The sequence below is a fragment of the Hylemonella sp. W303a genome (assembly GCF_046452315.1).
Taxonomy (GTDB): domain Bacteria; phylum Pseudomonadota; class Gammaproteobacteria; order Burkholderiales; family Burkholderiaceae_C; genus Hylemonella.
In genome coordinates this window covers 429,250-443,897 of sequence record NZ_JBKFDG010000003.1, presented here as the reverse complement: position 1 = coordinate 443,897, position 14,648 = coordinate 429,250, and the positions used below count along the sequence as shown (strand labels likewise).

The following is a 14,648-nucleotide window of genomic DNA, read 5'->3' as shown; positions in this document are numbered from 1 at the left end:
GGGACGTGGAACGGCGAGACAGCGGCGCAGTGTAAGAGAATCGCGGCATGTCCTCCACCACTCCCCGCCCCCTGCTGCTTGGCTCCACATCGGTCTACCGGCGTGAACTGCTGCAGCGTCTGCGCCTACCCTTTGACATCGCCGCCCCGGACGTGGACGAAACACCCGAGGCAGGCGAGCGCCCGCCCGAACTGGCCCGCCGCCTGGCGCTGGCCAAGGCGCGCGCCGTGGCGGCACGCCATCCAAAGGCCGTGGTCATTGGGTCGGACCAAGTGGCCGATCTGGGCGGAGAGCCTCTGGGCAAGCCGGGCACGCACGAGCGAGCGACAGAGCAGTTGCGCCGGATGCGTGGACGCACGGTCATCTTCCAAACCGCGGTCGCCGTGGTCTGCCAGGAGAGTGGTTTCGAGCAGCTGGATATGGCGGCCGTGCGCGTGCGCTTTCGCGCGCTGAGCGACGCCGAGATCGAGTTTTATCTGCGGGCAGAGCAGCCCTACGATTGCGCGGGCAGCGCCAAGAGCGAGGGGCTGGGCATCGCTTTGCTTGATGCGATCGACAGCGACGACCCCACTGCCTTGGTGGGCCTACCGTTGATCCGCACGGCGCGGATGCTGCGCGCCGCCGGCCTTCCCCTGCTGGCATGAGCGCCGAGGCCCCTGCTGGCGCACTGCCGCGGACCACACCCGCGCGGGGCCGACTCTACTTGGTGCCCGCTCCTCTGGATTTTGGCACCCACAGCCCCACGCCCCTGGACCAGACGCTGCCGACCGCGACGCTGCAAACCGCAGCCCGCCTCACGCACTGGATCTGCGAGAACGCCAAGAGCGCGCGCGCCTACCTCAAGCGCGTGAACGAGCACCACGCCCTGGCTGCGCCACTCCAGGCTCAGGCCATACAGGAGCTACCGCGCGCGGTCCACAAAAAGGGAGACCACCGGCCTGATGCCCCCCATGGTTTTGACGCCCGCCCGCTACTGGCCCCGGCTTTGCAAGGACACGACATGGGCCTGCTGAGCGAAGCCGGCATGCCCGCCGTGGCCGACCCCGGCAGTTCGGTGGTGCGCGCAGCACATGGCTTGGGCGTGGAAGTGGTTCCCCTGGTCGGCCCGGTTTCACTGTTGCTGGCCCTGGCCGCCAGCGGGCTGAACGGTCAAAACTTTGCCTTCGTTGGCTACCTGCCGCAGGACAGCGAGGCACGCGCCCCGCGCATCCGCGAGCTGGAAACACTGGCCCTCAAGACCGGCCAAACCCAGCTCTTCATAGAGACACCCTATCGCAACACCGCCTTGCTGGACGCTTTGCTCGCGACGCTGCGCAAGGACACTCGTCTGGCCCTGGCCAGTGGGCTGACGCTGCCACAGGCCCGACTTCGCAGCGCCACGGTCCAGGACTGGAGACAACGGCGTGAGGCCGAGACCCACGAGGTCTTGGAGCTGCCTACGGTGTTCGCCATCGGCCTATGAGCCTCATCCATGGCCCCTTTTTGTACGTTGTTTGATTTGACGTCAACACGCACGATGGGTGGTTATTGCGCCGGATCATCTTTGCGCGCGGTGGGGCGACCCCGAGGAGGACAGAACCGTAGGGAGGATCCGGGCCCGCCCTGACGATCTGATCTGACTGTAACAATCATGACAACGTGCAAAAACATTCCCTTGCGCAAGAGAGTGACCGCTAGACTGAGCCGATGCAACACTTCCAAGCCCATCGCATCTTCCGCAGCACGCGCCCCTCTTTGCTCGCCGCCGCCCTCTCCACGGCGCTGCTGAGCATGGCCTGCTTCACCAACACCGCCCACGCCCAAAGCGCGCGGTCTTATCTGGGGGTTGGCGGGGGTTTGGCGCATGCAGAGATCGGCAGCGACAGCGACACCGCCCCCGGACTGCAGCTGCTGGCCGGCTTGCATTTCAACCGCAATTTCGCGGTGGAAGTGTCCTACCTGTCCACGAGCAACTACGATGCACCGGGTACAGACTTCAGTCTGAGCAGCCTTGGTGCGGCAGGTCTGTTCATCTTGCCGCTGGGCCTAGGTAGCCGAGACAGCTGGGCCATCTATGGCAAGCTGGGCCTGAGCCAGACCAGCGCCCTTTACGAGGGCAACGACGGCACGGCCACGGTGGATGACTTTGGCTTGAACTATGGCCTGGGAGTCCAATACGCCACCGGCCGCGACTTCGCACTGCGTTTGTCCCGCGACACCCGGCCTTACGCACTCGGTCGCCAAAGCAATGACGTGACGGTGACCACCGTGAGCGCGATCTTCAGCTTCTGAAGACGCGCCCACGATCCACGCTCAACTCAGCGTAGCGCGGGCTGCAACTGCAAGGCGCGCACAGCGCCAGCGCCGACAGCCGCGCCAAAGCGCTTGGCCAAGCGCTCGGCCACATTGGGCGTGCGGGTGTAATCCACCAAAGCTTCGGCTTGCACCACCTCACGCGCCACATAACCTAGGCTGCCAAGTTGGTCGGCCAGCCCCATCTGCACGGCTTGCTCGCCTGTCCAGAACAGGCCACTGAAGATGTCGGGCGTCTCCTGCAGTCGCTTGCCGCGGCCGGCCTTGACCACGGCGATGAATTGCTGGTGAATTTGATTGAGCATGGCCTGAGCGTATTCACGCTGGGAAGCCGTCTGTGGACTGAAGGGATCCAAGAATCCCTTGTTTTCGCCTGCGGTCATGAGGCGACGCTCGACCCCCAGCTTGTCCATCAGTCCCGTGAAGCCGAAGCCGTCCATGAGCACGCCAATGCTGCCGACGATGCTGGCCTTGTCCACGAAGATGCGGTCCGCCGACACAGCAATGTAGTAAGCGGCCGAGGCACAGGATTCCTCCACCACGGCATAGACGGGCTTCTTGTGCAAGGTTTTGAGTCGGCGGATCTCGTCATTGATGATGCCCGCCTGCACGGGGCTACCACCCGGAGAGTCGATCAAGAGCACCACCGCCTGGGCCTCGGTGTTCTCAAACGCCTCGCGGGCGGCGGCCAGCACCAGATCGGCGCCGGCCTCGCTGTCAGAAGAAATCTCCCCCCGGATGCTCACCACGGCCGTGTGCTTCTGGGGTGTGGCCGTGCCGGGATGGCTGGGGCGAAACAAGAGCCACAGCATGAGCAAAAACAGGAACAGAAAAATCATGCGATTGGCGATCTTCCAGCGACGCGCGGCACGCTGCTCGTTCAGGGACGCGAAAGCCAGCTTCTCCAGCACGGCGCGCTCCCAACCTGGTTCGGACGTGGAACCCGTCGCAGCCGATGAGGCCACCGTGGAGTTCGCAGACTTGGAAGTCGCAGTCGGGCCTCCCTTGGCATCGGACGCGCCGAGCGTCTCGGCATCGGCGGAGACAGGATGACCAGACAAAGGCAGCGAGGCCGTTGAATGATCGGCCGGGGATGAACTGGCACTGATGTCGCCGAAACCGGGCTCGTCGCGAGAAGATTCGTTCATGGTGTTGTAGCTACGTGGAAAGAACGGATGAAACGGTGGCTCAGTCAGGCATTGTCGACTAGCCACGCATGAAGTTCGCGGGTGCTGTGTGCGATCGCCCTCGGCTTCAAGACATGGAAGGTGCCAGGCTCGTGCGCGCCGTAGCTCACGCCCACGCTGTCGCAGCCTGCGTTGAGCGCCATTTGCAGGTCATGCGTGGTGTCGCCAATCATCAAGGTGCGCTCGGCGGGAGCACCAAACTGCAACATCAGCTCCAGCAACATGCGCGGATGCGGCTTGCCCGCAGTTTCGTCCGCCGTGCGCGTGCCGTCGAAGACGTCGTGCAAGCGCGCCACCTGCAGCACGCGGTCCAGGCCCACGCGGTTCTTCCCGGTGGCCACTGTCAGCTTGTAGCCCCGCCCCTTGAGCGCATCCAACATCTCCAGCACGCCGTCGAACAGGCTGACGTCGTTCTCGTGCGCCAGGTAGTGGTGGCGATAGCGCACGGCCAGTTCGGGGTATTTTTCCGGCGGTACGTCAGGCGCGGCATGGGCCAGTGCCTGGCTGAGCGCCATGCCGATCACGTAAGAAGCACGCTCGTCGCTGGGAACCGTGCCACCCACGTCACGCACGGCCTCCTGGATGCTGCGCGTGATGATCGCGGTCGAATCGAACAGCGTGCCGTCCCAGTCGAAAGCGATCAGGTCATAGCGGCGGGAACGGTCACTCATGGGCAGGCGGCAATACGTGGTGCAAGAACGGGGTGAGATCGGTCGGCAATGGGGACATCAATTCGATGCGCTCACCACTGACCGGATGGGTGAACTGTAGCCGCCAGGCGTGCAAGAACATGCGCTTGAGCGGCGATGTCCCTTTCTGCAGGGCCCGGTTCAATTCGAAATCGCCGTATTTGTCGTCCCCCGCAATCGGGTGCCCCTCGGAAGCCAAGTGCACGCGGATCTGGTGCGTGCGGCCGGTCTTGATCGTCACCTCCAGCAGGCTGTGGGTGTCCGAGGATTGGCGCACCTTCACCAGTGTCACGGCGCGCATGCCATCTGGATCATCCTTGGCCACAACCCGGACCCGCCTTTCGCCATCCTCCAACAGGTATTTGTGCAAGGGCTTGTCCAGCACTTTCTTGTTCTGGGGCCAAGTGCCCGTGACCAGGGCGAGGTAGGTCTTGCCAGTCTCCCGTTCACGAAACTGATCCTGCAAGGCCTTCAGCGCGCTGCGTTTCTTGGCCAGCAAGAGAATGCCGCTGGTTTCGCGATCCAGCCGGTGCACCAGCTCCAGGAACTTGGCGCCACCGGCCTGCCCATACCCCCGGGCCGTGCGCAGCTGCTCGATCACCCCAAAGCTGACCCCGGAGCCACCATGCACGGCAACGCCGGCGGGCTTGTCCACGGCCAACACAGCCTCGTCCTCGAACAGCACGGGAAACTCCCTAGCAGGGGCTGCGGTGCCCTGGGCCATCGCCTCGGCCTTGTCCGCCGCCCGCTCAGACAGCCGCAACGGTGGCAGCCGCACCGCGTCGCCCGACTGCACCCGCGTTTCCGCGTTGGCGCGGCCCTTGTTCACCCGCACCTCCCCGCTTCGGATGATGCGATAGACATGGGTCTTGGGCACGCCCTTGAGATGGCGCAGCAAGAAGTTGTCCAGGCGCTGGCCCGCCGATTCTTCGTCGACCGTCACAATCCGCGCCGCTTGCGTGGAAAGGCTGACGCCCGCCGATTTGCCCTCTATAATGTGTTTCACTGGCGCCGCGCCGTAAGTGGTTGATTTGCCTGAATTTTATTTCACGCATCACTCGGCCGACAGTTCGGGCCGCGCCAGCCGGTCGATGCCGCCTCCGCCACGAGGGCAAACGCGCGAACCCGAGTTCGCCGTGGCCCCCACCCGCAGAGGTCAAGACCTGCGTTAGGAAACCCTGAACGGAATACCCCAGCTCGTCCGCCCTGATCGTGAAACAGCCATTCATCAGGGCAGGCGGGCGGATCAAAGCGAAATGTTTGTGTTGTTGAGTCTGCTCCTGCCGCCCCTGCATCGCGTCGCGTACGCGCTGCCCGTGCTCGTGCAGCCGCCACGCGTGCCCGCGGCAGAACGCGGCCCGCTCATCCTGGCCCCAACGGTCGGATTGGCGGTCACCACTTCACAAGCCGCCGTCTCCACGGCATCCCTCGCCTTCATCCAGACGCCTGCGTCGCGACTCTCATTCTGAGTCGACGGCTCCCCGGCAGTTCCCTGTTTCCTCGCGTCAGTCCCGGCATCACCACCCGTTGCGCAGGCCGCCCAAGGCGTGCATGCGCGGTTCCCGCTTCGCGCGGGTGTGCTGAACTGAAATGCAAAGGAACCATCCCATGAAACGGATGCTGATCAATGCCACGCAGGCCGAAGAGCGCCGCTTGGCCATCGTCGATGGACAGAAGCTCCTCGACTACGAAATCGAAATCGAAGGGCGCGAACAACGCAAGGGCAACATCTACAAGGCCGTGGTCACGCGGGTCGAACCCTCGCTCGAGGCCTGCTTCGTGGATTACGGCGAGGACCGCCACGGCTTCCTGCCCTTCAAGGAAATCTCCCGCCAGTACTTCGCCCAGGGCGTGTCGCCCAGTCAGGCCAAGATTCAGGACGTGATCAAGGAAGGCCAGGAACTGCTGGTCCAGGTCGAAAAGGAAGAGCGCGGCAACAAGGGCGCGGCCCTGACCTCCTTCGTCTCGCTGGCCGGCCGTTATGTGGTGCTGATGCCGAACAACCCGCGCGGCGGCGGCGTCAGCCGGCGCATCGAGGGCGATGACCGCGCCGAACTCAAGGAAGCGCTGGACCAGCTCGAATACCCGAACGGCATGTCCATCATCGCGCGCACGGCCGGCATTGGCCGCAGCGCCGCCGAATTGCAGTGGGACCTGAACTACCTGCTCAAGCTCTGGGAAGCCATTGACGCCGCTTCGAAGGCGGGCAAGGGCGCCTTCTTGATTTACCAGGAAAGCTCGCTGGTCATCCGCGCCATCCGCGACTATTTCAACAGCGACATCGGCGACATCCTGATCGACACGGACGACGTGTACGAGCAGGCCCAGCAGTTCATGGCGCACGTGATGCCCGAGCACGCGGCCCGGGTGAAGCGCTACCGTGACAACGCGCCGCTGTTCAGTCGCTTCCAAATCGAGCACCAGATCGAATCGGCCTACGCACGCACCGTGACACTGCCCTCGGGCGGCGCCATCGTGATCGATCACACGGAAGCCCTGGTGTCCGTGGACGTGAACTCGGCGCGCGCCATCAAGGGCGGCGACATCGAGGAAACCGCCACCCGCACCAACCTGGAAGCTGCCGACGAAGTGGCACGCCAGATGCGCCTGCGCGACCTGGGCGGCCTGATCGTCATCGACTTCATCGACATGGAAGAGTCGCGCAACCGCCGGGAGGTTGAAAACCGCCTGCGCGACGCGTTGCGCCAGGACCGCGCGCGCGTGCAGTTCGGCACCATCTCCAAGTTCGGCCTGATGGAAATGAGCCGCCAGCGCCTGCGCCCGGCGCTGTCCGAAGGTGCTTCCATCCCCTGCCCGCGCTGCGGCGGCTCTGGCCACATCCGTGACACCGAATCGAGCGCGCTGCAGATCCTGCGCATCATCCAGGAAGAGTCGCAGAAGGACAACACGGCCGCCGTGCATGTGCAGGTGCCCGTGGACGTGGCTTCCTTCCTGCTCAACGAAAAGCGCAACGAGATCACCAAGATCGAACTCAAGCAGCGCCTCAACGTGCTGATGGTGCCCAACAAGTCGCTGGAAACGCCCAACTACAAGCTGGAGCGTCTCAAGCACGACGACCCGCGCCTGGATCGCGTCGAGGCCAGCTACGCCATGGCCGAGGAGATCGAAGATCCGACCGCCATCACGCGCCGCTCGCAGGAGCCCACCAACAAGCAGACGCCCGTGCTCAAGGGCTTCCTGCCCGATGCGCCGCCCGCGCCCCTTCCGACCCCGAGCCCGGCACCCAAGTCCGCGAATCCGGTGGCCAAGCAGGCTGCGCACAAGACCACCAAGCCCGCGAGCGGCGATGCCGAGGGCGGTTTCTTTGGCTGGATCAAGCGCCTGTTCGGTGGTGCGGAAACGAAACCCGCGACCAGCCGCGCGCACGGCGACAAGAAAGATGCACGCCGCGAGGGCGGACGTGACGGCGGCCGAGGCGGTCGCCGTGAAGACGGCCAAGGCCGCCGCGAAGACGCGCGCGGTGAAGGTCGCCAGCGCGGCAATGCCAACGGCGGCGCGAATGCCAACAGCGGCGGACGCGGACGCCAGGAACCGCAGGCGCGTGGCGAACGGGGTGAGCAGCGCGCTGAACGCTCGGAACGCGGTGAAGGCCAGGCTCGCAACGAAGCCCGCAATGGCACGAGCAGCGAGCAGCGCCAGGATCGGGCCCCGCGTAACGGCAACGGCGAGACACGTGGTCGCCAGGAGAACCGGGGCGAACAAGTTCGCAACGGCCGCGGCGAACGTGCAGAGCGTCCCGAGCGTGCGGAACGCGGTGAACGCCAGGAGCGCACCGAGCGCGCCGAACGCACAGAGGGCGGCGAGCAGCCTCGTCGCGAACGTCAGGAGCGTCCACGCCGTGGCGAGCAGGACGTGCGTGCCCCGCAAGAAGTGCTGGAAGCAGGCCAGGCCCTGGCCGTGGCACCGGACGCCGTAGAAACCCCGACCACGGGGACCGACGACGCGACCCAAGGCGGCTCGGGCCAAGCCCCCCGTGAGCGCCGTTCTCGCGATCGTTATGGCCGCGACCGCCGTGAACGCAACGGCGGACAGAACCGAAGTGGCGAATCGCAGGGCGAACCAGCGACGACCGAGGACCGGGCCCAGGCTACTGCGCCCGCCCCGGCCCTGGCGCCTTCCGCAGCGAACCCGGAATCTCAGGCCGCAGCCGTTCCGCAAACCAAGAACGCCAGCGGAACCCGGCTGCCCCGTGTGCAAGCCTACAAGCTGCCCGTGGGTGCCTTGAACGAGATGGCCTCGACGGCCGGTCTGCAGTGGGTGAACTCGGACGCCGACAAGGTCGCCGCCGTGCAAGCCGCCATCGCCGCCGAGCCCAGGCCGGTGCATGTGCCGCGCGAGCGACCTGCGCCCGTCGTGCTCGACGAAGGTCCGCTGATCTTGGTGGAGACACGCAAGGATTTGAGCGAGCTCAAACTGCCTTTCGAGCAGCAGTGAAACCGCCTCTGCTGGCTGGCCGATGGCGCCGGTCGGTAGGGCGCCAGGCATGACATGAAAAAACCGCCATGGCATCCATGGCGGTTTTTTTGCGGAGGCGTCAGCTTGAACTGCGCCCCTGTGAGGCGGACGTCACTGAAACACGTCCACCGAACCGGATCGTTGGACCAGGCCAAAGAAACCACGCCGAAGCAGCCCGGCATGGCTGCAGACTTGGTTGTAGCCATTCCTTTGCACATAGTCGATGGCCTGCTCGGACCGCTCCAACGCGGCGTCTGGCGTGTCATCGGACTGAATCCGGGTGAATCCGATGCTGACGGTGACGCGGCTGAGCTGCGGAAAATTGAAGCGTTCGATGCTGTCGCGAAGACGCTCCAGCAGGTTCTGCGCCGAGGATTCTTCAGGACAGTGGAACAAGGCCGCGAAGCGGTCACCGCCCAGCCGGTAGAGTCGGTCGTGGGTGCGGAAAGTGTTGTTCATGATGCGCGTGATCAGCAGCGTGTTCTCCTCCATCAGCAGATGGCCATGCTTGTCGTTGAGGAGCTGGAAATGGTCCACTGCGATGGTTGCGAGCCAGTAATTCGGAGGGACACGATGACGGCGCTCCGGCTCGGCGGGCTTCGCGTCCTGCGATGCGCTGGAGGGTGTTGTGGAAGCACCCGCGTCAGAGGTGGTGCTGGTCAGTTCCTCCAGCACGGCGCTGTAAAAGGTATCGTCCAGCGACTTGCGATTCAGCAAGCCGGTCAGGGGATCGTGATCGCTGTAGGCCAACAGCACATGCATATTGCGGTAGACGCGGTGCAACTGCGTAATGATGGCCCGCGCGCCTTCGTCCAAGATGCTGCCAGCGTGGACTTCTAGAACACCCCGTTCATCGTCACGCACTTCGTCCAGCAAGGGGTAGAAATAAATGCGGGGGCCATCTTGCCCTGCCCAGGCCAATTCGATCTCCGCGTTCTCTTGCAGGCACCGCACCCGGTCAGGCTCGTCATCCAGGCGTGGCAAGCGCTTGAGGTTGACACGCAAAGGGTCCACCACCTTGCCGCCGCCGCCCGCGTCCAAGGTCACCTTGTCAAGCCAGCGTTTCTGCTCCTCGTCCACCATCAAGCGCGCAATCACCACGCGCTGGATGGAAGTCAGGTCGAGCAAGGCTTTGGCCAAGGTCAGATCCAGCAACTCGCGGTCACGGTGATCCGTCAGCTTGATGAGGTGGTCGATCAGGGTGGGCATGGTGTCGACCATATTAGCGGGGAGCCGACCTACTGTCACGGGTATGCAACCCATGCCAGGCGGCAATGGATACCGCAATCTTGGTCGCGGCGGCCAGCCCTTCAGCCCTGGCGCCGCCGCCCGCCGCTAACCGAGTGCCGCCCGCCGCCAAGCGTCCAACGCTGCGGGAGCGTCGTCACGCTGCTCGGCCAGCCGGGCCAGGCCGACCCAGGCACGGCGACGCAATTCCTCGTCCTTGAGCTGCATGAGCGACTGTTTCAACAGTTGCTGCGCCTTGCCCCACAAACTCAGGTGCATGCAGGCCACCCCCGCCAGATACTGCAGCAAAGGGTCCCCAGGACTGGCCATTTGCGCGGTCTCGATGCGTCCCAACCACGCAGCATCCGGCGGCACCCGCTCAAAACCGCGCTCCAGCAGTCGCACCAGACGCAGGCGCAAGGCAGAAGCCGCCGCCGCCCCCTGGACGACCGACGACGCCGACAGGGATGCCGTGGCCGACAAGGGCTGGGCCGGCCGCACGAGTTGCTCCCACACCGGCTCCAGCCAGCGCAGAACCTGAAGGATGTCGCCGTCGTCATCCCCCTCCCCGCCGCCGCTTGCCCGAATTGGGTCGCTCAGGGCGAGCATCCGTTCCCCCGCCTGAAGGGCGGCCTCGGGCAGATCCCGCTCCGCGGGCTCCAGGGATTCCCAGGCCTGCAACAGTTGCGCCTGGTCGTGGGCGTCACGCAACACTTCAGCGACCAGGCCTCGCACGATGACCTGGGTGGCCGCGTCCGAGAACGCGCGGTGCTTGCTCAGCAAGCGCAAGGTCTCCAGCGCAGCCAAGGGCCGGCCTGCCATCCGCGTGACACGCAGGCGCAGGCGCAGGGCCGCCAGCCGGCGCGCCACGCCCTGTGGCAGCTCATCCACGCGGCGCAGTGCCGCCTGAGCGTCACGGTCTTCATAAGCCCATCTCGCCATCCGCAGTTGCACGCCATCGCGCACCTCTTGGGCATCGCGCATGCGCACGGCGCCGCGCTTGACGCTGTCTCCAGCGCCAGCCAACTCGCCCGCCACCGCGTCCAGCGCCGCTTGGGCATGCTCGTCCCGACGAGGTCGGTCTTGCAAGGCGTGCGCGCACTCGGCGGCCAGCAGATGGGCCAGCGCCACGGTGCGAACGCTTTGGGGCAGCGCCTGCTCATTGCGCATCAGGGATTGGGTTTGCTCCACCACGTTCTCGGCCGCCTTGCGGCCGCGCAGGTAGCGCCCCGCCGTCCAGTGAGCCATGGCATCCAGCAGGCCCTGCTGCTGGACACGCTCTTGGTGCTTGCGGCGCCAGAGCCGGGCGCGCTCAGGCATGCCCATCAGGAGGGACAACCCGCGCAGCAGCGCATGCAGGACCAGAAACGCCACCAGCAAGGCCAGCGCCGCGAAGTTGGCGGAGACGTCCAGCCGGTAGGGCGGCCAGAAGAGGGTGACCAGGCCGGTGTTGTCGGCCAGGAACAGCGCGGCCCCCACGGCCAGCGCGAACAGAAACAGCAACCAGACCAGACTGCGCATCACTCGACCTTCTCCCTCATGGCCCCAACAGCACTGCTGAACACGCGTGTCACGGCATCACGGCGGCCAAGGCCGCCAGCGTCGCGTCTGGACGCGGCAACTTCAGGTTCTGCACCTGCATCTGGACACCGCGCAGCAGCTCCAGCGCCTCGCGGGTGGCGCCGGCGTCCGGACTGAAATACTTCCTCAGCAGTGACTCGACCCGCAGCAGGTCCGTGCGCGCGGCCTCCGGCTGACGCGCCAGCAAAGCCTGGCGTGCGTTGAGCAGGAGCAACTGGAGGTTCTCACGCAGGAAAAAGGCTTGGTCCGGCGCCAGCAAAGCGGCCTCCGGCCCATCGATGCGGCTCACGCGCACCAAGCCAGCGAGCGTTTGCGACGCGTAGGCCCATTGCCGCAGCCACCAGGCCTGCAATTTGTCGGTCCAGCTGGCGCTGGCGTCGTCCGTCGTGGTGGCCGCGGTGCCCTCCCGCGATGTGGATGTGGCCGTGGACGCGGTTTTTGGAGGTTTGAGCGCCGAGTTCGTCGCAGAACTGGCCGGGGCGCCACTGGGGCGCGCCGGGTCGTGGGCGTTGGCCAAGGGCAACTCGGGCGCCAGGCGCAGCAGTTCATTCAGCCGGGCAAGCAGCGCTGGCGTGTCCAAGTAAGAGGAGGACTCGATGCGCGCCAGATCCTGCGCGACAGCGCGCTGAATGGGAGCCAACCGGGGCGAGGCGGACTGCAAGCGCCGCTGCAGGGAGCGCAGCGCAGCCACCATGGGCTGAGCGCCGCCGCTCATCTGCGTGTACTCCTGGGCCAGACGCAGCGTGGACTCGACGTCGGCCAGCAGGTGTTCATCGCGCGAGCGGGAGAGACTCTGCATCAGAGACTCGAGCTGGCTGCGCTGCAGCGCCGTGTCGCTCAGACGGGCATCGAGCACGGCTTGGCGCGCGGTCAGGTCTTGCTCACGCACATGGCCTTGCTGGGCCAGCGCACGCGCCTCCGTGGCCACCGACAAGGCATCGGAGGCTTGGCGCGCGAGCTGGTCCGCGGTGATGTGCAGTCGCACGCCCAGCAGGAGCACGAGCAGCAAAGCCAAGACGGTCAAGCCCGCCAGCAGCCAGACCGGCCAGCGCGCGGGCCTGGGCGTGGCTGCAGCGGGGGAAAACGTGCCCCCCTGCGGCAAACGGGTGTCGGGGGGGGCGCTGGGCGAGAACTCGGAACCGGTGGGCTGGGGCGTGGTGCTCATCGCAACGATTCTATCGAGGCGCCCGCCGCGCGAGGGCCGTCAAGGCCTCGCGCACGTCGGTCAAAGCCGGTCTGGAAATCTCGATATCGCCAAAGCCGGTCTCACGCGCGGCCCGCGCGATCCGCTCATGCGTCACCAACGCGCGAGCGGCCCGCCAATCTTCATCGGGCAGCAGCATGCGCAGGTTGCGCAGGGCCTCGCTGCTGCTGAACAACCAGACTGTGCCGTCTCGCGCCGCCGCGCGGGCCTGGGACAGTGGCGCGGAGTCCGCCGCCCAACGGGGCGCGCGGCGCTGGTAACTCACGAGGAAATCCACCTGCGCGCCCGCCTGGCGCAGCCGTTGCGCGAACCAGTCGCGTCCGACACCGGCGACAGGGGAATCCAGGCGAGCTCGGTCGGCAGGGCCACCGCTGGCTTGGGGGCTCATGACCGTTGCGTCAGGCGTGTCAGGCCCGTCCAGCGCGTCGGCGCCGCGCACGATCAGCACCCGCGAGTTCGCGTCCACCCGCCGCGCGACCCGTTCCCAAAGGGCTTCTGAATCGAACTGTGGCGCATCCTCCGACGGAGCGACGATGCGATCAGCCGACCAGCCCATCGCCACCAAGGCACGGGCCGTGCCCGGCCCGGTCGCCCAAGCTTGAGGCCGGTCCGCATGAAACCCGTCTACATGGTGCCCACTCATCAGCGGCTGCGCCAACCCCACACGCGCAGCGCAGAAGCCCTCGACGGCGTTCGCGCTCACGAACATCAGTGCCTGCCAACGCTGGGCATCGGCCTCCAGTTGCGCCCAAGCGCGCTGCACAGCATCCGGGTTGGGGGCGGACGCGATCTCGATCAAAGGCAGCGCTTGCGCCTGCCATCCCGTGTGCCGCAGGGCGTCTACCCACTGCTGGGCGTCACGGGCGGGGCGGGTGACGATGACACGCATCGGAGGGTTCCGGCTCAGGCGGACTCAGGATTCAGGGCTCAGGACTGCAAAGTGCCGCCGGCTCGACGCACCGCTTCTTGCAGTTGGCGGGACACCCGCAGGCCCAGGGCCTCGGCATCGTGCAGGCCCTGCACGATTGCTTCGTCTTCCACGTGCACCAGAGGCAGGCGCCCTTCCACGTCACCCCAGGCGGCGCGCAAGCGCAGGGCGCCGCCATCGGACGCGGGGGCACTCACAAAGGCCGCGTGCGCAGCCAAGGGCATCGAGCAGCTGCCACCCATGGCGCGGCTGACAGCGCGTTCGGCGGCGACGCGCAACCAGGTGGGCTGGTGCACCAGCGCGGACAGGGTCTGTTGCAGCGCGGCGGTCTGCGCCGTGGCGCCGTTCTTGATCTCGATGCCCAACGCGCCCTGCCCGGCGGCGGGCAACATCTCGTCTGGCGTGAAAATCTTGCCGATACGCGCTGCCAGGCCCAGGCGCTTGAGCCCCGCGGCGGCCAGCACGATGGCGTGGTATTGCCCCTCGTCCAGCTTGCGCAGGCGCGTATCCAGATTGCCGCGCAACGGTTCGATACGCACATCGTCGCGCCCCAGGGCACGCAGGGCCTCACGCAGCAGCACCACGCGGCGCAGGCTGGACGTGCCCACGATGGCACCGCTGGGCAGATCGGCCAGCCCAGCGCAGTGGGGCGAGACCCAGGCATCGCGCTCGTCCTCACGTTCGAGCACGGCGGCCAAGACGAAGCCCTCGGGCAGTTCCATGGGCACGTCCTTGAGCGAGTGCACGGCCAGATCGGCGCGGCCTTCGTCCAAGGCGACTTCCAGCTCCTTAACGAAGAGGCCCTTGCCACCCACCTTGCTCAAGGCACGATCCAGGATTTGATCGCCCTGGGTGGTCATGCCCAGCAGCGTCACCGCGTGGCCCTGCTGGCGCAGCAAGCCTTGCACATGCTCGGCTTGCCACAGAGCGAGACGGCTTTCACGGGTGGCGATGGTGAGATTCATGGACATCGGATCAAAGGGCGTCAAGGCCTGGGAAACGGGAGCAGAAAAAGCAGCGAGAGGATCGGATTTATTCGCCGCGAACATGAGCGTTATTCGCTG

The 14,648-nt window shown here is 66.1% G+C and carries 13 protein-coding genes; 5 read left to right on the top strand and 8 right to left on the bottom strand.

Going from position 1 to position 14,648, the window contains the following annotated elements:
• Positions 1–47: 47 nt before the first annotated feature.
• The 3 genes from ACLBKS_RS08320 (at position 48) to ACLBKS_RS08310 (ending at position 2,271) form a co-directional block, all read left to right on the top strand.
• Positions 48–644 carry a Maf family nucleotide pyrophosphatase gene (locus ACLBKS_RS08320; RefSeq protein ID WP_410192320.1) on the top strand — a complete coding sequence of 199 codons (597 nt, stop codon included), beginning with the start codon at positions 48–50 and terminating at the stop codon, positions 642–644.
• A complete protein-coding gene (locus ACLBKS_RS08315; RefSeq protein ID WP_410192319.1) occupies positions 641–1,462 on the top strand; it encodes an SAM-dependent methyltransferase in 822 nt (273 codons plus the stop codon). Before ACLBKS_RS08320 ends, ACLBKS_RS08315 begins: the two co-directional genes overlap by 4 nt.
• A 224-nt stretch (positions 1,463–1,686) precedes the next feature.
• Positions 1,687–2,271, top strand: a complete 585-nt coding sequence (locus ACLBKS_RS08310; RefSeq protein WP_410192318.1) for a porin family protein — start codon at positions 1,687–1,689, stop codon at positions 2,269–2,271.
• A 26-nt stretch (positions 2,272–2,297) separates the two neighbouring features.
• On the opposite strand, the gene ACLBKS_RS08305 is transcribed toward ACLBKS_RS08310, so the two are convergent.
• The 3 genes from ACLBKS_RS08305 to ACLBKS_RS08295 are packed head-to-tail and all read right to left on the bottom strand — an operon-like array spanning position 2,298 to position 5,174.
• Positions 2,298–3,440 (bottom strand): S49 family peptidase, encoded by a 1,143-nt coding sequence (locus ACLBKS_RS08305; protein ID WP_410192317.1) that lies wholly within the window; start codon positions 3,438–3,440, stop codon positions 2,298–2,300.
• 44 nt (positions 3,441–3,484) lie between these two features.
• Positions 3,485–4,150: an HAD family hydrolase gene (locus tag ACLBKS_RS08300; RefSeq protein ID WP_410192316.1), complete on the bottom strand. Its 666-nt coding sequence runs from the start codon at positions 4,148–4,150 to the stop codon at positions 3,485–3,487.
• Positions 4,143–5,174 (bottom strand): RluA family pseudouridine synthase, encoded by a 1,032-nt coding sequence (locus ACLBKS_RS08295; protein ID WP_410192315.1) that lies wholly within the window; start codon positions 5,172–5,174, stop codon positions 4,143–4,145. Before ACLBKS_RS08295 ends, ACLBKS_RS08300 begins: the two co-directional genes overlap by 8 nt.
• A gap of 259 nt (positions 5,175–5,433) precedes the next feature.
• On the opposite strand from ACLBKS_RS08295, the gene ACLBKS_RS08290 reads away from it, so the two are divergent.
• Both ACLBKS_RS08290 and ACLBKS_RS08285 read left to right on the top strand, forming a co-directional pair.
• Positions 5,434–5,637, top strand: a complete 204-nt coding sequence (locus ACLBKS_RS08290) for a hypothetical protein (RefSeq protein WP_410192314.1) — start codon at positions 5,434–5,436, stop codon at positions 5,635–5,637.
• A gap of 139 nt (positions 5,638–5,776) precedes the next feature.
• Entirely contained in the window at positions 5,777–8,623 is a 2,847-nt protein-coding gene (locus tag ACLBKS_RS08285; RefSeq protein WP_410192313.1) for an Rne/Rng family ribonuclease, read from the top strand.
• A gap of 132 nt (positions 8,624–8,755) precedes the next feature.
• Here the strand turns inward: ACLBKS_RS08285 and ACLBKS_RS08280 are convergent, their stop codons facing one another.
• The 5 genes from ACLBKS_RS08280 to hemC all read right to left on the bottom strand — a co-directional run bounded on the left by ACLBKS_RS08280 (position 8,756) and on the right by hemC (position 14,555).
• Positions 8,756–9,853 carry a GGDEF domain-containing protein gene (locus tag ACLBKS_RS08280; protein ID WP_410192312.1) on the bottom strand — a complete coding sequence of 366 codons (1,098 nt, stop codon included), beginning with the start codon at positions 9,851–9,853 and terminating at the stop codon, positions 8,756–8,758.
• A 126-nt stretch (positions 9,854–9,979) separates the two neighbouring features.
• Positions 9,980–11,392, bottom strand: a complete 1,413-nt coding sequence (locus ACLBKS_RS08275; protein ID WP_410192311.1) for a heme biosynthesis protein HemY — start codon at positions 11,390–11,392, stop codon at positions 9,980–9,982.
• Positions 11,393–11,441: 49 nt separating this feature from the next.
• A complete protein-coding gene (locus ACLBKS_RS08270; protein ID WP_410192310.1) occupies positions 11,442–12,617 on the bottom strand; it encodes a uroporphyrinogen-III C-methyltransferase in 1,176 nt (391 codons plus the stop codon).
• Positions 12,618–12,627: 10 nt separating this feature from the next.
• Positions 12,628–13,545 carry a uroporphyrinogen-III synthase gene (locus ACLBKS_RS08265; RefSeq protein WP_410192309.1) on the bottom strand — a complete coding sequence of 306 codons (918 nt, stop codon included), beginning with the start codon at positions 13,543–13,545 and terminating at the stop codon, positions 12,628–12,630.
• A 38-nt stretch (positions 13,546–13,583) separates the two neighbouring features.
• The gene (gene hemC, locus ACLBKS_RS08260; RefSeq protein WP_410192308.1) at positions 13,584–14,555 is read right to left on the bottom strand and encodes a hydroxymethylbilane synthase; all 972 of its coding nucleotides are present in this window, start codon (positions 14,553–14,555) and stop codon (positions 13,584–13,586) included.
• Between the last annotated feature and the right edge of the window lie 93 nt (positions 14,556–14,648).